This window comes from Lachnoclostridium phytofermentans ISDg (assembly GCF_000018685.1).
Taxonomy (GTDB): domain Bacteria; phylum Bacillota; class Clostridia; order Lachnospirales; family Lachnospiraceae; genus Lachnoclostridium; species Lachnoclostridium phytofermentans.
The window spans coordinates 4,366,794-4,389,004 of the sequence record NC_010001.1 but is presented as its reverse complement, the minus strand read 5'-3'; the positions used below and the strand labels follow the sequence as shown (position 1 = coordinate 4,389,004).

The 22,211-nt window shown below is 35.6% G+C and carries 19 protein-coding genes; 18 read left to right on the top strand and 1 reads right to left on the bottom strand.

The window, feature by feature from the left end; genetic code table 11:
• Nucleotides 1-758: 758 nt before the first annotated feature.
• From CPHY_RS18430 to CPHY_RS18375, 12 genes are all read left to right on the top strand, one after another.
• Nucleotides 759-1,661 (top strand): ComEC/Rec2 family competence protein, encoded by a 903-nt coding sequence (locus CPHY_RS18430; RefSeq protein WP_012201552.1) that lies wholly within the window; start codon nt 759-761, stop codon nt 1,659-1,661.
• Nucleotides 1,662-1,694: 33 nt separating this feature from the next.
• Nucleotides 1,695-1,907, top strand: a complete 213-nt coding sequence (locus CPHY_RS18425) for a DUF3006 domain-containing protein (RefSeq protein WP_012201551.1) — start codon at nt 1,695-1,697, stop codon at nt 1,905-1,907.
• A 307-nt stretch (nt 1,908-2,214) separates the two neighbouring features.
• Nucleotides 2,215-2,646, top strand: a complete 432-nt coding sequence (locus CPHY_RS18420; RefSeq protein ID WP_012201550.1) for a hypothetical protein — start codon at nt 2,215-2,217, stop codon at nt 2,644-2,646.
• Entirely contained in the window at nt 2,643-3,704 is a 1,062-nt protein-coding gene (locus CPHY_RS18415) for a hypothetical protein (RefSeq protein WP_012201549.1), read from the top strand. The genes CPHY_RS18420 and CPHY_RS18415 overlap by 4 nt, the downstream gene beginning before the upstream one ends.
• Nucleotides 3,705-3,731: 27 nt before the next feature.
• On the top strand, nt 3,732-4,613 hold the full coding sequence (gene cdaA, locus CPHY_RS18410) for a diadenylate cyclase CdaA (protein ID WP_012201548.1): 882 nt from the start codon (nt 3,732-3,734) through the stop codon (nt 4,611-4,613).
• Nucleotides 4,594-5,835 carry a CdaR family protein gene (locus CPHY_RS18405; RefSeq protein WP_012201547.1) on the top strand — a complete coding sequence of 414 codons (1,242 nt, stop codon included), beginning with the start codon at nt 4,594-4,596 and terminating at the stop codon, nt 5,833-5,835. The genes cdaA and CPHY_RS18405 overlap by 20 nt, the downstream gene beginning before the upstream one ends.
• Nucleotides 5,836-5,975: 140 nt before the next feature.
• On the top strand, nt 5,976-6,251 hold the full coding sequence (locus tag CPHY_RS18400; protein WP_041704756.1) for an HPr family phosphocarrier protein: 276 nt from the start codon (nt 5,976-5,978) through the stop codon (nt 6,249-6,251).
• Nucleotides 6,252-6,426: 175 nt separating this feature from the next.
• Entirely contained in the window at nt 6,427-8,097 is a 1,671-nt protein-coding gene (gene leuA, locus CPHY_RS18395) for a 2-isopropylmalate synthase (protein ID WP_012201545.1), read from the top strand.
• Nucleotides 8,098-8,362: 265 nt separating this feature from the next.
• On the top strand, nt 8,363-9,139 hold the full coding sequence (locus tag CPHY_RS18390) for an ABC transporter permease (RefSeq protein ID WP_012201544.1): 777 nt from the start codon (nt 8,363-8,365) through the stop codon (nt 9,137-9,139).
• Between the two features lie 226 nt (nt 9,140-9,365).
• Nucleotides 9,366-10,109, top strand: coding sequence for an ABC transporter ATP-binding protein (locus CPHY_RS18385; protein WP_012201543.1), 744 nt, complete (start codon nt 9,366-9,368; stop codon nt 10,107-10,109).
• Between the two features lie 26 nt (nt 10,110-10,135).
• On the top strand, nt 10,136-11,311 hold the full coding sequence (locus CPHY_RS18380) for a glycosyltransferase family protein (RefSeq protein ID WP_012201542.1): 1,176 nt from the start codon (nt 10,136-10,138) through the stop codon (nt 11,309-11,311).
• The gene (locus tag CPHY_RS18375; protein WP_012201541.1) at nt 11,308-12,495 is read left to right on the top strand and encodes a CDP-glycerol--poly(glycerophosphate) glycerophosphotransferase; all 1,188 of its coding nucleotides are present in this window, start codon (nt 11,308-11,310) and stop codon (nt 12,493-12,495) included. Before CPHY_RS18380 ends, CPHY_RS18375 begins: the two co-directional genes overlap by 4 nt.
• A gap of 233 nt (nt 12,496-12,728) precedes the next feature.
• Here the strand turns inward: CPHY_RS18375 and CPHY_RS18370 are convergent, their stop codons facing one another.
• Nucleotides 12,729-14,462, bottom strand: coding sequence for a S1C family serine protease (locus CPHY_RS18370; protein ID WP_012201540.1), 1,734 nt, complete (start codon nt 14,460-14,462; stop codon nt 12,729-12,731).
• A gap of 482 nt (nt 14,463-14,944) precedes the next feature.
• Here CPHY_RS18370 and CPHY_RS18365 point away from each other — a divergent pair, with 482 nt between their 5' ends.
• From CPHY_RS18365 to CPHY_RS18340, 6 genes are all read left to right on the top strand, one after another.
• Nucleotides 14,945-16,366 carry an undecaprenyl-phosphate glucose phosphotransferase gene (locus CPHY_RS18365; protein WP_012201539.1) on the top strand — a complete coding sequence of 474 codons (1,422 nt, stop codon included), beginning with the start codon at nt 14,945-14,947 and terminating at the stop codon, nt 16,364-16,366.
• 263 nt (nt 16,367-16,629) lie between these two features.
• Nucleotides 16,630-17,031: a zinc ribbon domain-containing protein gene (locus CPHY_RS18360; protein WP_012201538.1), complete on the top strand. Its 402-nt coding sequence runs from the start codon at nt 16,630-16,632 to the stop codon at nt 17,029-17,031.
• A 266-nt stretch (nt 17,032-17,297) separates the two neighbouring features.
• Nucleotides 17,298-18,746, top strand: a complete 1,449-nt coding sequence (gene clpX, locus CPHY_RS18355; RefSeq protein WP_012201537.1) for an ATP-dependent Clp protease ATP-binding subunit ClpX — start codon at nt 17,298-17,300, stop codon at nt 18,744-18,746.
• Between the two features lie 23 nt (nt 18,747-18,769).
• Nucleotides 18,770-19,780, top strand: coding sequence for a C39 family peptidase (locus CPHY_RS21035; RefSeq protein ID WP_012201536.1), 1,011 nt, complete (start codon nt 18,770-18,772; stop codon nt 19,778-19,780).
• A 134-nt stretch (nt 19,781-19,914) separates the two neighbouring features.
• Entirely contained in the window at nt 19,915-21,630 is a 1,716-nt protein-coding gene (locus CPHY_RS18345; RefSeq protein WP_012201535.1) for a S8 family peptidase, read from the top strand.
• A gap of 68 nt (nt 21,631-21,698) precedes the next feature.
• Nucleotides 21,699-21,989: a hypothetical protein gene (locus CPHY_RS18340; protein ID WP_012201534.1), complete on the top strand. Its 291-nt coding sequence runs from the start codon at nt 21,699-21,701 to the stop codon at nt 21,987-21,989.
• Nucleotides 21,990-22,211 lie beyond the last annotated feature (222 nt).

Below are 22,211 nucleotides of genomic sequence, written 5' to 3'. Positions count from 1 at the left end.
TCCATTTTGCTATACAAAAATCTTATTGAATAAAGGTCGTATTTTGATATAATATAAGTGAAATAATGGAATTAATGTAAAGCTTAGAGTTACAAAGGACTATTAATAATCCAAATTCTTTATCATTAAACGAGATATATGTATCAGATGAAGAAAGGACCGATACTACGATAGATTTTGTATACAGAGTATATATACAATATGGATATACAAATTCAAGTAATAGAAAAAAAGAGTCTACTTTCCTGTATATTGTTGATGATAAAGGGGATAAATACTTAATTGACAATTTTAGTAGTGAAAAACAGCGTGCTTATATAACTATAGCAGAAGCGCAGATATTTGGACTTGAGGGGTGGTTTAAACCTAGTGGTAACTGGACTGAATTAACGAATAAGGAAGTGAAGCAAATACAACAGAAAATTACGAAATGAAAATAAGAGAAGTTATGAGAAATCAAATTCTATTCCCAGCAATAGGAGTTTAAGCTAATAGCGAATTGGATATAATCCTGAAAGAACCACGATAAGAGGTTGTTACACAGTACAAATCATTGCAAGTGATTTGTGAAGAGGCATAGGAAGATACGACGCTGCCTAACTGTGTGGCAACCTTTTTTAGTGTTCTGGGTAGTTAAGTTTAGTATGAGACGCAAAGAAATATAATAAGGAGGGATTTTTTTCATATTAAGTGTTATAACTTGAAGACTCCCTGAGTTTGTAGTAACATAAGAGAAAGAATAATTTGAGGAATTTTAGATGAAAAGAAATAAGAAGATTAGTACAATTATTAAATTATTACTTATTATAATATTAGTAATTGGACAGTATCTATATACATCAGACCAACGAGGGCAAACAGAAGAAAACAAGGAAACATCTGCGAAGGATACGGATGATCCGTTAATGAAGGTTCACTTTATTGACGTAGGCCAAGCGGATTGTATTTTAGTAGAAAATAACAATAAGTACATGCTAGTGGATGGTGGTAATAATGACGATAAAGATGTTATACTGGACTATCTAAATCGTCTTGGCGTAAAAGAGTTTGAGGCAATCATTATGACACATCCACATGAAGACCATATTGGAAGCATTGATACAGTAATACGAGAATTTAAAGTAAAGAAAATCTATGCACCGAAAAAAGAACATACTACAAAGACTTACGAAGATGTATTAAATGCAGTAATAGAAACTGGAAATACACTCAACGCACCAAAATCTGGAGAAAAATTTAATTTTGGCGCTGTTACTGTAACATTTTTAGCACCGAGTAGGGATTACGGTAATAATTTAAACAACTGGTCAATCGGAATTAAAGTTAGTAATGGCAAACACTCCTTTGTCATGTGCGGTGATGCTGAGAAGGAAGCAGAGGAAGATATGTTAGCTACAAAACTTGATTTAAGCGCAGACGTTTTAAAGTTATCACATCATGGTAGTGATACTTCTTCAACGAAAGAGTTTGTGAAGGCAGTAAATCCAAAGTATGCTGTCATTTCGGTAGGAAAAGGTAATACTTATGGACATCCAAGTAAAAGTACGATTAAGATGCTTAAGAATAATAAGATTAAATATTTTCGTACGGATGAACAAGGTACTATTGTTATGATATCAGATGGAGATCAGTTGACATGTAATGTGTCTCCAATTCCATAAGACTTAAAGCAAAAAAATGCAAGGAGCTTGTTTATGAAATATATAATTGACAGATTTGAAGGAACCTACGCAGTCTGCGAGGATGAGATGAAAAATATGGTAAATATCCCAAAGTATAAACTTCCAATGGAAGTCAAGGAGGGAGACTCCCTTATTGATGACGACGGTATCATTCGAATCAATGATAAAGAAGCAGATGAGCGTCGTAAAAAGGTCAACCAGATGATGAGTAAGTTATTTAAATAAGATGGAAATGTATTACAGAATATTTAAATTTTTAAAAACTATCGATATTCAAAAACCATTGTGATATAATATTTACGTTACACTGCCTGTATTATGCGGTAATTGCTTTTTTGCGAAGATGGAATATATCAGTTAAAATAGGTGAAAAATAAAAGTAACTGTTCCTTTCATTCTGAGGGGACAGTTACTTTGATACATATCTTCGCAAAGGTTAATATTTTTTAACCAAGAAAATTGTGTTACGATTTTTAGCACAATTTTCACTATGCGCATATGCGCAAAGGGTAAGTATGTAAGGAGGCGCGAAATGCTAAATAACAGGAAGATTAGGTTGATGACTAAACTTGCCGCTTATGAGAATAAGGAAGGCAAAGAGGACATTCGACTTAGTAAGTATTATAAAACAGATTATGTTAGACTTCAGGTATTAAAATCAATTACAGCAACCACCATTGGCTATCTGTTATTATTGCTTATGATTTTTATCTATAAGTCAGAATATTTAATTCAACATGCAGTTTCATTGGACTATCGTTCCATCGGAATGACAATTCTTGGATACTTTATTGTACTACAAACGATATCAATTATAGGGACCATGATTGGATACTCCATAAAGTATGATCGTTCTAGAAAAAAATTGTCCAAGTATTTCAATTTATTAAAAAGGCTTCGTATCATCTATAAAGAAGAAGACGGCAGCCTTAATGAGCTGCAAAGGGAGGATACGTCAATATGATGCAAATTCTTGAATTTCGTGAGAAACTTCGCGAAATCTATCAAAAATATCAGAACTATTTAAATCCAGTGTTAAAATTTATCGTTGGGTTTATCGTGTTTCTGATGATCAATAAGGCAATTGGATATAACGATAAGCTTAATAAGGTTACTATTTCCTTGTTACTAGCCGTAGTAAGTGCGTTTACACCATCTGCTATCTTAGTATTACTAGCAATGGTTTTATCTTTAGCACATGTCTACTCGGTAGCAAAGTTACTTGCAATTTTATTGGTATTTATTTATGTTATTTTATATTGCTTATTTGTAAGATATACCCCAAGATTCGGGTATGTAGTTTTAGGTATACCGATATTATATTTACTTCATATTCCATATGCAGTTCCGTTGTTACTTGGATTAATTGCTAGTCCAATTACGATACTACCTGCATCTTGCGGTGTGGCAATCTATTACATTATCCACATTATTCAAGAAGAAGTAGCTACAGCACCGGATATTACTAATATGGATGATATTTTTCCGATTTTTATAAACATTGTTGATAAAATCGTTGCAAATAAACAATTGATTATGTCGATTATCGTATTTGCATTGGTAATAACTTTAGTTTATGTAATACGTCGATTAAAAATTGAGTATGCGTTTGAAATTGCAATCGGTGCTGGAACCATAACCACCATTATAGGATTCTTAATCGTATACCTTCGACTTGACATACCAAAACAGATTGGTACAATGATTTTAGGGACCTTAATTTCTGCTCTGATTGTCATTGTGATACAATTTTTCCGCAGAGTACTTGATTATACGGCCGTTGAAAATGTTCAATTTGAAGATGATGATTACTATTATTATGTAAAGGCTGTTCCTAAAATTAAAGTAAGTATGACGAATGTTAAGGTAAAAAGAATTAATGCACAACGTGCTTCTGAAGAAGAGCTTGATGATTCTTTTGATGATGATGACAGAGAAGATACAAGAGAAGTAGAACGTCGCATTCGTGATACGAGGGCAAGAGAAGCAAGATTACAGGATAATATGAATCGAAGACGATAAGAAAGATACAAACAGGTGGGGATGTACATGGAATCAATTAAGACGTTTATACAAGACTATTTAGTACGCCTTTCTTTACCAAAATTAAAGATAACGGATATCATAGAGATATTCTTACTGGCATTCTTAATCTATAATGTGATTAAGTGGGTAAAGACAACACGTGCATGGTCCTTAATGAAAGGATTAGTGATCCTGTTTGCCTTTTGGGTTATTGCCTACATCTTTAACTTTAATGTAATTATTTGGATATTCGTGAATACGATTAATGTTGGTATCATAGCATTGATTATTGTATTCCAACCAGAGTTTCGAAAGGCGCTAGAACAATTAGGACAAAAGAGCATTGTTTCTCCGTTGTTCTACCTTAGTGATACAAAAGAAAAACCAGAACGATTTTCTGATGAAACTTTAAATGAGCTTGTAAGAGCGACGTTTGAATTGGCAAAAACGAAAACTGGAGCTTTGATGGTGATTGAGCAAGAGGTATCCTTAGGTGAGTTTGAGCGAACTGGCATTTCACTTGATGCAGTGTTAAGTAGTCAGTTGTTAATTAATATTTTTGAACACAATACACCACTCCATGATGGAGCTATCACCATTCGTGGAAATAGAATTACAGCAGCAACTTGTTATCTACCGCTCTCTGACAATATGAGACTTTCAAAGGATTTAGGAACAAGGCATCGTGCTGCGGTTGGTATTAGTGAGGTAACAGATAGTTTTACAATTATCGTTTCAGAGGAAACAGGTAAGGTATCAATAGCGAAGGGTGGACAATTAATCCGTAGTGTTGATGGAGATTATTTAAGAGCCAAACTTTTAGAGATACAAAAAAAAGCACCAGGCGAAGTTAAGAAGATAAAGCTATGGAGGGGAAAGAGAAAGGATGAAAAAGGTAATAACTAGAAATATACCGCTTAAAATCATATCTTTCCTTATCGCAGTGTTATGTTGGGTAATGATTATGAATATTTCAGATCCCTACATAACCAGTACGATTGATAATATTGAAGTTAAAACCATTAACACGGAGACTATGGAACAACATAACAAGCGTTATGATGTAGAGTCTGGCGATATTATCTCAATAAAGGTTCGGGGAAAACGCTCGATTATCGACGGATTAAAGAATACTGACTTTATAGCGGTTGCTGATTTTAAAGAGATGTCTATGGTGGATGCTGTACCTATTCATGTATCACCAAAGCAATCTTACAGATACAATGCAGATGAAATAGAGATTCTAGAGCAGACACAGATGATGAAACTGACACTAGAAGAGTTAGATAAGCAAACCTTCCGTGTTAATGTTAGACAGACTGGAGAAGCGAAGGCAGGTTTCTATGTTACGGAATTAATCGCTAATCCAAGCATTATCGAAATCTCTGGATCGAAAAGAAAGATTGCTAAAATTAAGGATGTAGTTGTTGAGGTTAACGTTGAACAGGTAAGTAACTCTTATCAAGTTACAAAAAAACTAGTTGCTTATGATGAGAATGGATATATTATAGACTCTGAAAAACTTGATTTTGAGACTAAAGAAGCAACGATAGATGTGACTGTGCTACCAACAAAGACAATACCAATTCAAGTATCTGCAGTTGGAACTCCTGCATATGGCTATAAATGCACCGACGTTGTTTGGGAGCCAAAAACCATTACCATTGCTGGAGAGCAAAAAGATCTGAATAAGATTTATTGGTTAAAGCAACAGATAGACATTAGTGGTAAGAAAGAAACCTTCCCAGAGAAAAGAAATATTGAAACAATCTTAGAAGATACTTATCCAGGAATGTATACTTTAGTCGATGAAAGTAATACCTTTGACATCACGGTTAAGATTGACCAGTTAGGTAGCAAAGATATAACGATACCGACGTCAGACATTCAGGTTAGAAATTTAGATCCTGATTATGAAGTTATTTTTAGGACACTTGGTAATATAAATGTACGCGTCAGAGGTGTTTCAGGATCGTTAAATGAGGTATCTGCATTAACGATACGGCCATATATAGATGTAACAAATTATGGACTGGGAGTCCATTCGGTTACGGTACAATATAAATCAAATGAGGAACTCACAATTCAGCCTGTTACGATTAGTATTGAAGTGGTGAAGAGAGAATAGTGATACTAAGTTCATAAAAAGCAAAAGTGGGCATAGTGGCTAGGGAATGCAGCAGACTTGTCTGATACATTCCCTAGGTAATTTCTATTGTAGAGGTTAAATATTCTATGTAGATGTTAAGTGCAGGAATGGAGGTAGAGATGATTAGCGGTAAGGTTGTAATTAAAAGTGAAACAGGTCTTCATCTTAGACCAGCCGGGGATCTATGTAAATTAGCTATGAAATTTCCATGCAAGATAGAAATGAAACTAGGCAATCGTACCGTAAATGCAAAGAGTGTATTGGGTGTTTTGTCAGCATGTATCAAGTTTGGTGATGAAGTTGAGGTTATCTGCGATGGTGAGAATGAGGAGGAAGCATTTGATAAGATGGTAGATGCTCTAGAATCTAAATTCGTAGAATATCACGAAAAATAAATGAATATGTAGAACAATTTGTACTAAATTTCGAATGACTTATAAAACAAGTGTTGATATAATAGTCGAAAGATAATAAAGAGTGAATGATAAGTCTTTCACTATGCAAGTTTGTGTCTGCGCTGCACCGCAAACTTGATATGCATAAAGTTTCAGCGCATTGATGAGGTTAAGGATGATTAATTATAAGAGATATCAAAAAAATCCTGTAGTTACGTATCCAGAGCGTGAATGGCCAAACAAGGAGATTGTCAAAGCACCAATATGGTGTAGTGTTGATTTAAGAGATGGCAATCAAGCTTTGATCGAACCAATGGTTGTAGAAGAAAAAATAGAATTTTTTAACCTATTAGTCAAACTAGGTTTTAAGGAAATTGAAGTTGGATTTCCAAGCGCGTCCCAAATTGAATATGATTTTTTAAGGCAGTTAGTTGACCGTAAATTAATACCGGATGATGTTATCATACAAGTTCTGGTACAGTGTAGAGATCACTTAATCCAAAGAACTTTTGAAGCTCTCCAGGGAGTAAAACAAGCGGTAGTACATATTTACAACTCAACCTCTACTCTGCAGAGAGATGTTGTATTTCACATGAACCGTGAAGAAATCACTCATATTGCAGAGCAAGCAACGAGGTTAGTCAAGGAATATGCAAAGGATTTTGAGGGCAAAATCATATTAGAGTATTCACCGGAGAGTTTCACCGGAACAGAACTCGATTTTGCGTTAGAAATCTGTACAGCGGTTCAAGAGATTTGGAAACCGTCAATAGAGAACAAGATAATAATAAACCTGCCTGCTACGGTGGAAATGAATACACCGAATGTATATGCAGACCAGATTGAATGGATGTCAAAACATTTAAAAAGCAGAGAAAGCATTATCCTAAGTGTACATCCTCATAATGATAGAGGTACGGGAGTTGCCAGTACAGAATTAGCGATTCTTGCTGGTGCGGACCGTGTGGAAGGTACCTTATTTGGTAATGGAGAACGTACTGGTAATGTTGATATCTTAACGATTGCCTACAATATGTTTTCTCAAGGAATTGATCCTAAACTAAATATTGAAAATATCAATGATACCATAGAAATCTATGAACGCTGTTGTAAAATGCAAGTACCTCCAAGACATCCGTATGCAGGGAAATTAGTGTTTACTGCATTTTCCGGCTCCCATCAGGATGCTATTAACAAGGGAACAAAAGCCATGAAGGATAGAGACAGGGAATTCTGGCAAGTACCTTATTTGCCAGTTGATCCGGCCGATATTGGCAGATGCTATGAACCGATTGTTCGTATTAACAGTCAATCCGGAAAAGGTGGCGTAGCCTTTATTATGGAAACTTATTTTGGATATAAGTTACCTAAGGCAATGCACAAGGAATTTGCAGATGTAATTCAACGAATTTCCGAAAAGCAGGGAGAAGTAGCTCCGGAGCAAATTATGCAGGAATTTAAAAACTGCTATCTGGAACGAATGGAACCACTTCATTTTGTACGCTGCAAGATGGAGGATGTGACTGATTCGAATGATACCTATGATACTATTGTTACAGTTACCTACTGTCACAATGGTGAAGAGAAGGTATTTCATGCTACCGGCAATGGTCCGATTGATGCAGTACATCATGGATTACAAGATGTTGTCGAGAAGAAAATTAAGATTCTAGATTATAGTGAACATGCCCTTGGAGAAGGTGCAAATGCTAGGGCAGCAGCTTATATTCATGTAATGGATAAGGAATCTGGAAAAGCTGCCTTTGGTGTCGGCACCAGTTCCAATATTACAAGAGCTTCTTTAAGAGGTTTATTCAGTGCAATTAACAGGTTGTATTACTTATAGTTGACTTATCAAAAGACTGTTTTATAAACTTCTGACAAAAGGTGCGTTCTTTAGCACCGAGAGTTCGATGATTGGAATACGATTTTAGTTCCGATTATATATCGTAGTAACAAATTCTGCTACATAATCGCATCTATTGACATATCCGTTCTTGAATGAGATACTGTCACTGATAGATTGTGTAGCAATTTTTAGTAACGTTTCTTTACGTTTGGTTTTTTATAGCTTCCAATGCGTAAATGCGTGCGCAAGAATGGAGGATAATTTGAAGAGAATATTAAATAATTTTAATAAGTATAGATACTTACTAGGAGAACTAGTAAGAAAAGACATTAAATTAAAATATCGTAATTCCGTACTAGGCTTATTTTGGACTATGTTAGAGCCTTTGTTAACAATGATTGTATTAACAATCGTATTTACATCGTTGATGGGGCGTACTACACCTCATTACCCAGTATATATATTGTGTGGTCGTTTGCTGTATTCATACTTTTCTAACGGTACCAAATTAGCTCTAAAATCGATTCGTAGGAATAGTGCAATGATAAGAAAGGTTTATGTACCAAAGTATATCTATCCACTATCTTCTACTTTGTCAGGATTTATAACATTCTTAATATCATTAATTGTTTTATTTGCCGTAGCAGTCGTACAGAATGTAAAACCTACATGGCATATTTTAGAGGCCATATTTCCTATGTTAACATTACTTCTTCTGACCGTTGGCGTTGGATTTATTTTGGCAACTTTAGGAGTATTTTTCCGTGATACAGAATATCTTTGGGGTGTTATCCTAACGCTTATTATGTATGCATCAGCTATATTCTACGATCCAGAAAAGATACTGAAAAGTAGCAATGCATGGATTTTAAAATATAACCCACTGTTTGGTATTATTCAGAATTTCCGTAATGCAGTTTTAGGAGCCCCAATGAATACAAAGTATTTTGCGTATTCTGCTATGTTTAGTGTAGTCACACTTATTATAGGTGTATTCATGTTTTATAAAAAGCAAGATAAATTCGTATTATATATCTAAGAGCGCATATTTAAGAAGAGTAAAGATAAATCTTTTACTCAGGAAGTTTGCCCCTACGTAATCCTTAGCACAAACTTTTAGGAAAGATGTGCAGGAAAGTGTGAAAAATCAAGATTTCTCACATGGATATTTATGCCTGCGTGGTCCTCGGCACAAATATCCAGCCGACTAAGTGGGCGTGTTTTAAAGAAGCGAAGGGCAAGATTAGGAACTGAATGGAGGAAGAATGGATAATAATATAGCATTAAAAGTAAATAATGTTGGTGTTCGATTTAATATGAGTGCAGAAAAAGTCGACAGTTTGAAGGAATATGCTATTAAGCTATTTCGAAGAGAAATTCGGTACAATGAATTCTGGGCTCTAAAAGAAGTGTCATTTCAGATAAAAAAAGGACAACGTGTCGGCATATTAGGTTTAAATGGTGCTGGTAAAAGTACTCTTTTAAAGGTAATTGCCGGAGTGTTAAAAGCAACCGAGGGCTCGGTAACAAAAAGTGGAAATATCGTACCATTGCTTGAGCTTGGTGCTGGATTTGATAAAGAATATACCGGTGCAGAGAATATTTATTTGTATGGAGCAGTACTTGGCTATCCTAGGAGTTTTATCAAGGAGAAATATGATGAAATCGTAGAGTTTTCCGAGCTAGGAGATTTTATCAATGTACCATTAAAAAATTACTCCTCTGGTATGAAATCCAGACTTGGTTTTGCCATTGCAACTGTAGTAGAGCCAGATATTTTAATTTTGGACGAGGTTTTGTCGGTTGGTGATGCTAAGTTTAGAAAAAAAAGTGAAAAAAAGATAAAGGACATGTTTGATAAACAGATTACTGTTTTATTTGTATCACATAGTCTTGCGCAGGTACGCGCTATATGTGACCGCGCTATCATTATTGAAAAGGGACGAATTGTTGCCCAGGGAGATTCAGAAACAATTTGTAATTTATATGAGCAGAAGATGAATAAATAACAATAAAGATGCAATGGAGGACTCAAATGGAAGCCTTAATTCGAGAGGGAAAACGAACATTACTCAGTTTGATTCATAGTGTACAAGCAAGAGTAGATGCTTATCGTGTCAACGCTTTATTAGAAAATTATGATCCTTCTGTAGTGGAGAATAATCCGCCTAAACAAGTAAAAACAATCTGCTTTTTATTAACCCGTATGGTTCGTTTTGTTGGTGGGCAGACATCCGTTTTGCGTTTAGGAACAGAATTATCAAAGCAGGGATATCACGTATATTATGCGGTTTACAAACCACAAAGCAAGGAAGAGATGGAATATGTTGCTAAGTGCAATCTACCAGGAGTACAAGGTACTTTTTTAACAGCAGCCTCCTTCCGTAAATTTAATGAAAAAAAATGTCCAGACGTTGTGGTTGCGACTGGCTGGGATACCGTATCCCACGTAAAGAAGCTTGGCAGTTATAAGATGTATTATGTTCAGGACTATGAGCCATACTTCTATACCTTTGGTGAAATGTTTCTAATGGCAAAAAAGACATATGAGCAAGGGCTTCATATGGTAAGTTTTGGCGCCTGGAATAAACAGATGATAGAGCATGAGTGTAAGCCGGTTTCTCCAATTGATGTCGTTGATTTTCCATATGAAAGAGCGGAATATCCGCTAAAAGAGCGAGATTTTGATATCTATCCAGATAAGAAGGAGATTGTGATCGCTGTATATCTAAAATATTATGGAAAGCGCCTTCCATGTGTAGTTCAATACATGATAGAAAAAGTTAGTAAGATGCTAAAGGAAGATGGCGTTAAACTTACTGCTAAGTATTATGGGGAAGCAAAGACCTTTAAAGTACAGGGCGGTGAAAATATTGGTATGTTAAATAAACAAGAGCTTCGTGCACTTTATGAAGAAGCCGATTTTGGCCTTGTTGCATCCATGACTAATATTTGTACGGTACCATATGAGATGTTAGCTACGGGATTACCGCTCATCGAGTTTAGTGAAGGTACATTTGAATATTTCTTCCCAAAGAATTCTGCTACTTTAGTTGAGATGTCAGCGGATGATTTATATCATAAATTAAAAAGTGTGATTTCTAAACCAGAGGTTCTTAGGGAACAACAAAAGAATGCACAGGAATATCTAAATACACTAAGCTGGGAAAAGACCGGAAAGCAGTTTGGTGAGATTTTGGAGCGATTATGAGAGAACGAATTAAGAGGCTAACGCCAAAAGCTATTATTGAATTATATAAAGGAATACGGTATGGTTTCATTACCGTATTCTTTTATCTGTTTCGAATCTTCCCGATAAGGAAGAATCGAATCGTATTGATGAATGTTTGGGGATTCGGCGACAATGTAAAATATGTGACGGAAGAGCTTATAAGCAGAAAGAAACCTTATGAGCTTATTTTTATATGTAATCGTCCAGAGAATGTAACCATATCAAAATCGGTAAAGATAAAAAAGACAAATACATTATCTGCAATCTATGCACTTGCTACCGCTAAGGTGTGGGTCGAGAGTAACCGAAAAGAAGGTTATATTAAGAAGCGGAAGAACCAGTATTATATACAGTTGTGGCATGGAGGATTTGCGCTAAAGAAAATAGAAGGCGATTGTGAAGATTATCTCGGTGAAACTTATATTAAACGTGCAAAGAAGGATTCTTTGATGACGAATTTGTATGTATCTAACAGTACTTATTGTACCAAGATGTACCGGAGAGCGTTTTGGTTTACTGGTGAAATAGCAGAGTGGGGAAGCCCTCGAATGGACCTTTTACTTTCCCAAAATGAGAAATTAAAGAATCAGATCAAAGCAAATTTAGGTATTGATAAGACAAAAAAGGTTGTACTGTATGCACCAACCTATCGAAGTTCAGAAGATTTATCGGTGTACGAACTTCATTATGATACTCTCTGTAGTGAGTTATCGAAGAAATTTGGAGGAGAGTTCGTTGCAATTGAGCGCCTCCATCCACTGGTTAGAGAACAAAGTACACAGTTAAAGAAACTAGGAAACCGTATCGATGCAAGTTCTTATAAAGATATGTATGAACTGATGTTAATTGCAGACGTATTAATAACAGATTATTCAAATACCATGTTTGAATTTGCTTTGATGAATCGTCCAGTCTTTTTATACGCGAAAGATTATAAAAACTATAAGGAAGAGAGAGGTTTCTATTTTGATTTTCCTACACTTCCGTTTCCGATCGCTTATACGGAAGGAGAGTTAAAGGATAAGATTAGACATTACGAGGATTCAGAACAAGAAGTAGTGAAACGATTTTTAGCGGAACTTGAAGTAAAAGAAACAGGAGCAGCTTCTATAAAGGTAGCTGATCGCATTGATCAAGTGATAAAAAGAACTTATAAGAAGTAATAACAATAGCTTATAAGAAGAAATAAAAAAGACCGAAGGTTTTTACGAGGTGTTTATTACCTAATCGTAATTAATTCTTCGGTCTTTTTTTTATAACTGTTAAAGAAAATTTTCTTTATCACAAATTTTCTTTATTAAAGGTTATTAAATACCATTTAATATTAACGAATGCTATTTCATTATTACCTAATACTCTCTGATTGAGATTTTAATAATATTTAAATCCTACAATATTATGGCTGAGGTATTATTGTGATTCCAGGAATGCCTTGATTATCATCTGTTGGAGCATCTGTTGGAGCATCTGTTGGAGCATCTGTTGGGGTATTTGTGTTATTGTTTGTCGTATTTGCCTGTAGAACTACATCCACAGTCATTTCTTTATATTCACCATTATTCAAACGCATTAATGTTATTTTTACTGTCGTACCATATCGATAAGAGGTTACCACTTCTCTTAATTCATCACCCGTTTTTACTGTTGCTCCATTCACTGCGGTAATGATATCGCCTTGATAGATACCTGCCTTTTCGGCAGCGCCACCATCTACTAATTGGTAAACATATGCTCCGACTGGCCAATTATAGGCACTCGCATATTGTTCATCTACATCCTTTGGATAAACACCAAGGTATCCTTTTTCATTGTCAGTAAGAACTTCACGGTTCATTAATTCATCGACGATTGGGTAAGCTTTGGAAATTGGGATTGCATAGCCCATTCCTTCTACATTTGTGCTGGCAAGTTTAGCAGAATTGATACCGATAACTTCACCTTTTATATTAATTAGAGCACCACCGCTATTCCCTGGGTTAATTGCTGCATCGGTCTGAAGAACTTCTAATTTGTTACCAGTTTCAACTGTAATTTCACGCTCTTTAGCGCTGATATAACCAACAGTCACGGTTTGACCATAGCCGAGTGCGTTACCGATTGCAATCGCCATCTGACCTACCTTAATATCATCGGAATTACCAAGCTTAGCAACTTTAATTTTATCTAATGTATCTTTTTCTAATTTACTTATATCGATAGAAACAACAGCAAGATCAGCAGAAGAGTTACGGCCCTTTATGGTTGCCTCTGCAGTAGAATCATCAATAAAAGTTACAAGAATCTTGGTTGCATCCGCAACTACGTGATTGTTAGTGGCAATAAGTAATTCTTTGTCGGTTTTTCCAATAATAATACCGGAACCTCCACCAGTTACTTCTTGATTATATCCCTGTCCCCAAAAGTTAATGTTTTGGTTCATAGTGCTGGTAATCGCTACGGTAGCAGGCATAGTTTGTTCAACAATATCAGAAACGTCGGTACTTTGTATAGAGACGTTTTGGGATACGGTTGTGGAAGCAAGCTTATTGTCTTTGCTAGCAGGCTCAAGAAATAATCCATTACTGTTTGCCGTAGTTTTATTACCCCCAGAATTAGAATCCCCATAATTATTGTATAATGCATTACAGCCAAGGAAAGTTAAGGAAGCAACAACACCGAAGGAAGCAGCTTTTAGAAGAAAACCTACAGCTTTGCCAGCTTTTGATTTTTTCTTTTCTGGAGGGTTATCGCTTGTAGGAGGTACATTATAAAAATTTTGGCTCCCTTGGTTAGCACTAAAATTGTGTGAGTTTAAAGTTTGTTCATTGAAATTGTTATTGCTGCTGTTTGCTTCGCTATTCTGAGTAGAGAAACTAGAAGCGTTTTGATTTTGTCCCATTTGTTCTGCCCAGAAGCTGTAAGTGTTTTGGGGTTTTGGTTGATTCTCGTTTGAGTTAATAAGTTGATTCTCAGTTGAGTTACTAAGTTGATTCTCATTTGAGCTACAAAATTGATTCACATTTGAGTTTCTGAACTGATTCTCATTTGAGTCTCTAAGTTGATTATCATTTGAATTACTAAGTTGATTATCATTTGAATTACTGAATTGATTATCATTTGAATTACTAAAATTCGAATTATTCTCTGTCATATCACATTGCTCCTTTATACTTAATAAATAAAAAAATACTTGCATATTTAGTAAAAGTGTCTATAATTGAAATCTGATGAATCAGCAGCTGCTGTTTTGGATTTCTTTGTTCCATAGTATCAATAGTTTGTGAATATAATGTGAAGAAATGTTTAAAATTCTGTATAATTGTAAATTATCTGATATAATCAGTATAGTACTTGTTAGTTGCATAATTATTGTGGTGGTAAGAAATTCTTAAGCATATTGCAATATTTTTGCCATATATTTCAATTATCTTTAAATATGGCAGTATTGTATCTTTTCTTATAAACAATGTGACGATCAAATTTATTAAAAGGAATAAAGTGCCCCTGATTTTTATTCGCACTGTGTCGCGCAGATGGTAGCCAAGAGTGAAAAAATTTTCAATTTTGCAGTCATCAAAGTTTGTGTCTGCATTGCATCCACCAATTTGATGATAAGCAGAAATGAGGTAATGAATGATAAAGGATAATCAGAAAATATTAAACCGTATTCATATAATTATTGATGGAATCTTAATTATTTTGGCTTTTATATCAGCCTATTCTTTACGATTCCATTTATTAAAAGGAATGCCTTTCTTTGAGATAGAGGATAGTGAAAAATTTTATGAGTTATATAAATTATTGCCCTATCTCTATATCTTAGTTCCAGCATATTTAATCATATATTCCTCTTGTAATATGTACAAGCCTCAACGAAGCAATAGCAAACGTATTATGGTATGGAATTTAGTGAAGGCGAATTTCATTGGTATTTTAGTATTTATATCAATACTATGGTTAACCAAGGAGTTGGATGTATCTCGTAAATTCTCTGCTACCTTTATGACGGTAAGTGTTTTATATGGAGCTTTATTTCGTTTTATCCTAGCGAAAATTCTTAGTGAAATGAGAAGGAAGGGATTTAATCAAAAGCACGTACTTATCGTTGGTTATAGCCGTGCTGCAGAAGGTTATATTGATCGGCTTGCTGGAAATCCGGATTGGGGTTACCATATCTATGGTATTCTTGACGACATCATGGAGGTTGGTACTACCTATAAAAAAGTGAAAGTAATAGGTACAACCGATGAATTGCAGACAATCCTTGAGGAAAATGATTTAGATGAAATTGCAGTAACTCTTAGTATTAATGAATATGCAAAATTAGAGTACTTAGTAGGAGTCTGTGAAAAAGCTGGAGCTCATACGAAATTTGTTCCTGATTATCACAATATTATTCCAACAATACCTGTAATGGAAGATTTGGATGGTCTGCCAGTAATTAATATACGTAATGTTCCTTTAAACAATTCATTTAATAGTATTGTGAAAAGGTTGGTAGATGTCTTTGGAGCCATTGTTGCTCTTATCTTGTTCTCAATACCAATGGCTATTGTTGCTATTATCATTAAGTGTACTTCCCCGGGCCCTCTTATCTATTCTCAAGTACGTGTAGGTCTTCACAATAAGGAATTTAAGATGTACAAGTTCCGTTCGATGGTCGTACAAACTGAAAAGAGTGAAAAGAAGGCATGGACAACAGCAAATGATAACAGAGTGACTCCGATTGGTCGTTTTATTCGTAAAACTAGTATTGATGAATTACCTCAGCTTTTTAACATCTTGTGTGGAGATATGAGTTTGGTTGGTCCTAGACCAGAACGCCCTTACTTTGTGGAGAAGTTTAAGGAGGAAATTCCTCGCTATATGATTAAACATCAGGTGCGCCCAGGCCTTACCGGATGGGCTCAGATCAATGGATTTCGTGGAGATACTTCAATTAGAAAACGTATTGAATGTGATTTGTATTATATAGAGAACTGGACACTTGGTCTCGACTTTAAGATATTATTCTTAACCATATTTAAAGGATTTATTAATAAAAATGCCTATTAGCATCAAGACTTATAAAAATTTTAATTTATAAATATTGTGTTTTAATTATTTATAAGTTAAAAACAGTACTCGAGTGTAAAGGGAGGATATTGTAGCATAAAATGTTACAGCATCCTTCCTTTTTTAATTAATTAGATTTAACGAAAATTTAATTTGAATGTTTGTGCCTTAAGGGCTACAATAAAAAACATCATATCAAGTTGAGATAAGAGGAACAAGGAGAAGTTTCAGTTCCTTTCTATAAAAAAATTGGAGGTAAGGATATGAGATGGAGAGAGTCATTCGCTAGGTTTATGGTTGGGAGATATGGTTCGGATGCATTGTCGCGAGCAATGTCGGCGGTAGCCATGGCCTTTTTATTATTATCTTGGTTTGTGCTACCTCAGGTATTTAACACACTAGCGCTAATTTTAATTGTTTTTAGTACATTTCGTGTATTTTCAAAAAATCATCAGCAAAGATATAAAGAAAATCTGTTTTACACAAGACAAGTAGATAAAGTAAAGTATTATATTAGTAAAATAAAATATCGAAACAATCAGAATAAGACTCACCATATTTACTCTTGTCCTCAGTGTAAGCAAAAGATTCGTGTTCCTAGGGGAAAAGGTAAGATTATGGTTCGTTGTCCAAAGTGTCAAACTGAGTTTATGAAAAAGAGCTAAGTTTGAAAGAACAAAGTTCTTTCAAACTGAAGTTTGTGCCTGCGTAATCCTCGGCACAAACTTCCAGCCTACTAAGAGTCCATGTGTTCAAACGTGAAGATAAAAGACAATTTTCACACAGCGTACTACTAAGCAGGTATGTTTTTAAGTGGGTTTTCGGTACCTATTGTTTAATATTAAGGGTTACGTTATAATGACCATATTAGATGTTTTTTCTTGTTGCTACTATGACATCTTAAGTTGTAAGATTGGAAGGAGAACTATCCATGAGTGATGAAAATAAAAAGGATAATAACCTCGACCATAACGAGGAAAATAATAAAAATAAATATGAAGAGATTTGTTATATCTGTAGAAGACCAGAAAGTAAAGCTGGGAAGATGATTCATATACCAGGGAATATCTGCATCTGTCAAAGCTGTATGCAAAAGACCTTTGATACGATGAACAATGGAAACAATCCTTATATGGATATGTCTGCATTAAACCCTGCAATGATGGGATTTATGATGCAACAGGATATACCAAATCGTCAAAAAATTAAGAAAAAAGTAGAAGAGCCAGATAAAAAAGCTGAGGAGAAGGAAAAGGTAACGGAAAAAGCAATCGATATTAAGAAACTCCCTGCTCCTCATATTATAAAGGCATCGCTAGATGAGTTTGTTATAGGACAAAACCATGCCAAAAAGGTAATCTCTGTTGCTGTTTATAACCATTATAAACGTGTGGCTAAGCTAAAAGATACCGAACATCCTTTAATGGAGGATGTAGATATAGAAAAATCTAATATGCTGATGATTGGACCAACAGGTAGCGGTAAAACTTATCTAGTTAAGACACTCGCTAGACTTCTTAACGTACCGCTAGCAATTACGGATGCTACTTCATTAACGGAAGCTGGTTATATCGGTGATGACGTTGAGAGTGTTCTTAGTAAACTATTAGCAGCTGCAGATAATGATGTAGAAAAAGCAGAGCAAGGAATTGTCTTTATTGATGAAATCGATAAGATAGCAAAGAAAAAGAGTACAAATAATCGTGATGTAAGCGGAGAGTCCGTACAACAGGGATTGTTAAAGCTGTTAGAAGGTAGTGATGTAGAAGTTCCAGTTGGAGCTACCAGTAAGAATGCAATGGTTCCACTTACTACAATTAATACAAAAAATATTCTGTTTATCTGCGGGGGAGCATTTCCAGATCTAGATAAGATTATCAAAGCGCGTTTGAATAAACAATCCTCCATCGGATTTTCAGCTGATTTGAAAGATAAATATGATGATGATCCAAACTTACTTCAAAAAGTAGCGGTGGATGACTTACGTGAATTTGGGATGATTCCAGAATTTCTGGGAAGACTTCCTGTTGTTTATTCTTTAGAATCCTTAACTAAAGATATGTTAACTAAGATATTAATTGAGCCTAAGAATGCAATATTAAAACAATATAAGAAATTATTAGCACTTGATGAGGTTGATCTTAATTTTGATCAGGGTGCACTAGAAGCAATTGCTGAGAAGGCAATGGAGAAAAAAACAGGTGCACGTGCACTTCGTGCCATTATAGAAGAGTTTATGCTAGATATCATGTATGAGATACCAAAAGATGATAGTATTGGTCGTGTTACCATTACAAGAGATTATATTGAGAAAAAGGGAGCTCCAATGATAGAAATGCGTGGGAGTTTTAAGACACCTATGCTGACACAAAAAGGATAAAACACTAGGAGAGGGCTTTAGTGATGCAAGAAAAGAAGATTAGTAAGGGGACAAAGCTTAACCGCATAATAGCGGTTGAGCTTTTGTGCTTAGTAATTCTCATTGGAATATACGCGGGAATAAAGATTACGAGAAGTGGTAGTGAGGAGACAGGGACCAAACCAAACACAGAAAATGAGATAACAATCACTCCGGAAGTAACCCCTGAGATAACAGAGGTGCCAGGAATAACAGGGACGCCAGAGTTAGATGATGGGAATACTTCTCCAGGAAAAGTTGACGATGCATCACCGAATGGGGATGATTCTTCTAATGGAACTGACCAAAACAATGATAGTAAAGACGGGGTACTAGATAATACCGGTTCAGAAGGTACTGAGGGAGGAAATTCCTCAAGTTCTGAAGGTTCATCGGTTGGAAATGAAGGTTCTACATCCAATAAATTAAGTCAAGAGACATTTTTGGCAAACCTATCCGAAGCACAAACAGGAGAGTCTTTGAGTAGTAGCGGGGCAGTCGATTTAACTTATTATATGCAAACAGACGAAAGATGGGGGCAAAAGCTTTATGGCGGTTCCGATACCATAGGAGAATTTGGTTGTGGACCTACTTCGCTCGCAATGGTGATATCTGCATTTACTAATGTAAAAATTGATCCTGAGCAAATGTGTAAATGGGCTTATGATCGCGGTTATTGGTATTCTGGTAGCGGTTCGATTCATGGATTAATCCCGGATGCAGCGAAAGCCTTTGGACTTAAGGTAGAAGGTATTGAAAATACGCCAGATGCAGTAGATAAAATAAAAAATGCGTTATCTTCTGGCAATTTGATCATTGTTTTAATGGGAAAGGGAACTTTCACGAAAAGCGGGCATTTCATTGTTCTTCGAGGTATCACGGAGGACGGAAAGATTTTAATCGCAGATCCAAATAGTAAAGAACTAACGAAAGAGTCTTATGAGCCATCCTTTATTGTGAATGAGGCAAAAGCATGGGCAGCTGAAAATGGACCTTTTTGGGTAATTAGTAAGTGAATTCCCCTATCACTTTAGAAGTATGGGCTTCTATAAAGCAGTTGTATTTAATTTTCCATATAAAGCGATTTGAAAGATGATTAATGCTAAGCTACACCGCATAGATTATAAAAAATAAACTATGTGGTGATAGAATGAATGGTGATTCTGATTTAAATTCCAGGTGCAAAGAAGCCATTCTCTCTGAGAATGTGATAGATTCCTTTGCTCTAGTACGTGGATCAATAGCTGATATGATGAAATTCTATGATGCAGACTGTATACAAGTAGTAAACCCAAGATATACAATAGTACATCAGCTTGTGTCTGATTTTTCCAATATACAAAATTACAATTTTTCTTACAGTTCCTTTCCTAAATGTTATGGGCTGATGGATCAGTCTAATATGGAGTATATTGGAGTTCAGAAAATTCGTAGACAGACCTATCTGAATTTATTAGGAAAAGATGTTATCATTGGGTTTATAGATACAGGAATTGATTATCAGAATGAGATTTTTAAGAATGCAGATAACACCTCACGTGTGATACGTATCTGGGATCAGACAATACAAACGGGAACACCACCAAAAGGACACTATTATGGGACGGAGTATACTAAGGAACAAATAGATGAGGCACTAAATAGTGAGAACCCGTTATCGGTAGTACCTTCTACCGATACGAATGGTCATGGTACATTCTTAGCAGGGATTGCAGCTGGTAATATTGATAATGAAAATGACTTTACCGGAGTTGCTCCTCTAGCGGATATTGCAATGGTAAAGTTAAAACAGGCAAAAAAGTATTTAAGGGACTATTATTATATCCGAGATGATGTAGAGTGTTATCAGGAAACAGATCTTATCATGGGTACAAAGTATTTACTTGAATTAGCAATAGAGCTTGGAAAGCCACTAGTTATTTGTATTGGGGTTGGAACGAATTCCGGAGGGCATGATGGCAGTGGAATCTGGGATGAGTATTTAGGAAATATATCTGATTATACAGGTATTTGTATTGTACTCCCAACTGGTAACGAGGCAAATAGTGGAGGGCATTACCGTGGGATTGTCCAACCAACAGAGGATTATATAGATGTGGAAATTAACGTAGGAGGGGGAGAAAAAGGTTTTGTATTAGAATTCTGGGTCAGGGCACCAAGTATTTACTCTATTGGTTTTGTTTCACCGAGCGGAGAGTATATAGAAAGGATTCCGCCAAGCGTTGAACAAAATCGAGTGATTTCCTTTCTTTTTGAGCCAACGGTCATTTATGTTGATTATGAAGTAATAGAACGACGCACTGGTGACGAATCAGTCTTTATTCGATTCGCGAACCCCACACCAGGTATATGGAAAGTTCGGGTATTTCGTGAACAGTCTTTTAAGAATGAATTTGATCTCTGGTTACCAATACGGCAATTTATGACTTCCGATACATATTTTATACAGCCATACCCTGATATTACAATCACCGACCCGGGCAACACTACTAGGCCGATTACTGTGGCGGCGTGCAATCATGTGAATAACAGTATCTATATAAATTCTGGGCGTGGTTATACCAGAAGTGGGAATATAAAACCTGATATTGCAGCACCAGGAGTGAATATCTATGGTCCTGTACCCGGAAATTCCTTTGCAATGATGAGTGGAACTAGTATTGCAGCAGCTCATACAGCAGGTGCAGCAGCGCTTTTATTAGAGTGGGCTATCGTTAGAGAAAACAGTTTTTATTTTAATACGACGAATGTGAAAACTCTAATGATAAGGGGAGCAAAAAGAATAGGCACAGAATACCCAAACAGACAATTTGGATATGGTATTCTTGATATCTATGGTGCATTTAATAGTTTACGTCTTACATAATAATCTACTTGCGAAGAAGTCACATCCATACTATAATTGTGCTAGATGAAAGAAAAGGATGCGAGTATATGACGTTAATGAATAAACTGCTTCGTGTATTCCCAAAGAAAAAGATAGACATCGCTGAGTTAGAACGTAAGAATACAGCGCCCGAGGAGACAGAAACCGTAACGATACCCAAGGTAACGACGGCTAATAACAATCCTTCCATTTCTCAGGGGGGTACAAGAGACTGTGAATATGAGGTCATTGAGATGGAGATTATGCCAGAAAAAATTATTTGCCCGGATTGTGGAGGAGTTACGTTAGAGGGACTGGAATATTGTGATAAATGCGGTGGGGACTTGACAAACAATTAGCTCGATAGTATTATAGTGACATAAAAGGCGTCCAGAGAGGGATTTTCTCTTTTTCGACGTCTTCTTTTTCAACCATGACGCTTTAACATATTGACGTTTATAAGTATTAATGTGGTACAGAGGAGAAATGAAAGTAATATCTTTTAGGTGAAATAATCTCTTTTTAGTGAAAAAAATTTCTCTTAGGTGAAAAAATTTCTTAAAGAAACATTCTACTATTTC